General features: G+C 65.4%; 2 protein-coding genes. Both read left to right on the forward strand.

The features are described 5' to 3' along the window. Positions 1-847 (forward strand): autotransporter outer membrane beta-barrel domain-containing protein (locus QMZ29_RS10655; protein ID WP_283225772.1); only part of this gene is annotated, 847 nt, incomplete at its 5' end. A gap of 118 nt (positions 848-965) precedes the next feature. Next, on the forward strand, positions 966-2,979 hold a 2,014-nt coding region (locus tag QMZ29_RS10660; protein WP_283225773.1), incomplete at its 3' end, for an autotransporter serine protease.

A 2,979-nucleotide genomic window follows, 5' to 3' on the forward strand; every position in this document is an offset into this window, starting at 1 on the left:
CTCGTCGGCCATCAAGGCGGACGAGGACGGCGCCTGGGCGCAGCTGCTGGGGGCATGGGACCACGCGTCGGGCGACGCCAACGCCACCGGCTATCAGGCCTCGACCTACGGGGTGCTGGTGGGGCTGGACTCGGCGGTTGCGGGCGACGGGCGACTGGGGGTGGCGACCGGCTACACCCGCACCTCGCTGCACGGCGGTTACGGGTCGAAGGCGGACAGCGACAACTACCACCTGGCGGCGTACGGCGACAAGCAGTTCGGGGCGCTGGCGCTGCGTGGCGGGGCGGGCTACACCTGGCATCGCATCGACACCAAACGGTCGGTGAACTACGGGATGCAGTCGGACCGTGACACGGCGAAGTACAGCGCGCGCACCGAGCAGCTGTTCGCGGAAGCGGGCTACAGCGTGCAGGGCGAGTGGCTGAACCTGGAGCCGTTCGTGAACCTGGCGTACGTGAACTTCGAGAACAACGGCATCGCGGAAAGCGGCGGCGCGGCGGCATTGCGCGGCGACAAGCAGCACACGGATGCGACGGTGTCGACGCTGGGCCTGCGTGCGGACACCGAATGGCAGGTGAGCGCGGGCACGACGGTGGCGCTGCGCAGTGAGCTGGGGTGGCAACACCAGTACGGCGGGCTGGACCGTGGCACCGGACTGCGGTTCAACGGCGGCAACGCGCCGTTCGTGGTGGACAGCGTGCCGGTCTCGCGTGACGGCATGGTGTTGAAGGCAGGGGCGGAAGTGGCGGTGAACGAGAATGCCACGCTGTCGCTGGGCTACGGCGGGCTGCTGTCGCAAAACCATCAGGACAACAGCGTCAACGCCGGCTTCACCTGGCGTTTCTAAGCAACATTGACTCAATCCTTGTACGGGAACCGTCTGCGGGCGGTTCCTTTTTCACATCCTGCTAATGAGAACCCGGCGCACCTGGGGCGTCGGCCAATAACAAGCAAAAGGTAAGGAAATGACAACAACAATGGGTTTTGATAGCAAAGGAAACGCTCGCCGCTCGCCGTGGCGGCTGAACGCGTTGGTCTGCTGCATGGCGCTGGCGGGGTATGCACAGGCGGCGCCGCACGAGGTGAACGGCCAACCCGGCGATCCGGCCAGCTGGCGCAGCGCCGAATTCAACGCCAACTGGGGGCTAGGGGCGATCCACGCCGATGAGGCCTACGCCGCCGGTTATACCGGCAAAGGGCAGAAGGTGGGCATTTTCGACACCCCGGTCAACCACCATCCCGAGTTCGCCGGCGACGGCAAACTGATCAACGTGGTCACCGAAGGCTACCGCGCCTACACCGATCCGCATCGGCTGGGCATTAACGCCGGCGATCGCTTTTACTTTGACGGCACCTTCCATTTCTATAGCGGGGCGACATTGAGCAATCATGGGGTGCACGTCGCGGGGATCAGCGCGGCGAACCGCGACGGCATCGGCATGCACGGCGTGGCCTTCGATTCGCAGGTGATCAGCGTCGATAACGATAACGACGGCCCGGCCTACGGCGAATTCCTCGGCCTGGACGGCGCCGTCACCAATGCCGGCTGGCAGGCGATGATCAACAGCGGTGCACGGGTGATCAACAACAGCTGGGGCGTCAGTATTCCCGATTTCCTGTCCGACGGCGGCCGCGATCCTAACGCGCTGCACTTTGAGCTGAAGGATGCGCAGGAACAATTCGATCAGGTCAAACCGCTGCTCGGCAGCCTGGCCGGCGCAGGCTATCAGGGCGCGATCGATGCGGCGCGCAAAAACATTCTGGTGCTGTTCGCCGCCGGCAACGACGGCAACTACAACCAGCCGGATGTGATCAGCGGGCTGGCCTACTTCGTGCCGGACATCGCGCCGAACTGGCTGTCGGTCGCCAGCGTGGCGCAGGATGCGGCATCGACCAACAGCGTGCCTTATACCATCAGCAGCTTCTCTTCCCGCTGCGGCTATACCGCCAGCTTCTGCGTCTCGTCGCCGGGCAGCAAAATCTACAGCACCGTGGCCAACGGTTCCGATCCGGCCAACCTGGTGTCGGACTACGGCAATAAAAACGGCACCTCGATGGCGACGCCGCACGTGACCGGCGCGGTGGCGGTGTTGCTGCAGCGCTTCCCGTACATGAGCTCGGCGCAGATTGCCGACGTGCTGAAAACCACCGCCACCGACATGGGTGCGCCGGGCATCGACGCGCTCTACGGCTGGGGGATGATCAACCTGGGCAAGGCTATCAACGGCCCGGGCATGTTCTATACCGTCGAAGATATTCCTGCGGAGTTCCGCATCCCGGATCCGACGGGCGTGGCCTATGGCCCGACCCAGTTTGTCGCCAATATTCCGGGGAGGGGCGCCGAGGTGGATGCCGGTACGCTGCACGCCAGGAAATGTGATGATGTCCACTGTGGATGGGAAATCTACTCCAACAACATTTCCGGCCACGGCGGCCTGACCAAAGAGGGCGCGGGAACCCTGGAGCTGACCGGCACCAACACCTATGCCGGCCCGACGCTGGTCAATCAGGGGCTGCTGGCCGTCAACGGCTCGGTCACCTCGGCCGTCAGCGTGCAGAACGGCGGCATCGTCGGCGGCAGCGGCACGGTCGGTTCGCTGATCGCCCGTCAGGGCGGCACCGTGGCGCCGGGCAACTCGATCGGCACCCTGAGCGTGGCCGGCAACGTCAGCTTCGAACCGGGGTCGCGCTACGCGGTGGAGGTGGGCCCGAACGGCCAGAGCGATCGGATCCAGAGCAGCGGATCGGCGACGATCGGCGGCGGTGAGGTGGCGGTGACGCTGGAGAACAGTGCCAACCTGCTGACGCAAAGCGAGGTGCGCAGCCTGCTGGGCCAGCAGTACACCATCCTGAGCGCGCAGCAGGGGGTGAGCGGGCAGTTTGACGCGGTGGCGCCGAACTACTTGTTCCTCGGTACCGGGCTGAGCTACCAGCCGACCGGGGTGACGCTGAGCGTCGGGCGCAACGGCACGAGCTTCG

It is taken from the genome of Serratia sp. PF-27 (assembly GCF_030053255.1).
Lineage (GTDB): Bacteria > Pseudomonadota > Gammaproteobacteria > Enterobacterales > Enterobacteriaceae > Serratia > Serratia bockelmannii.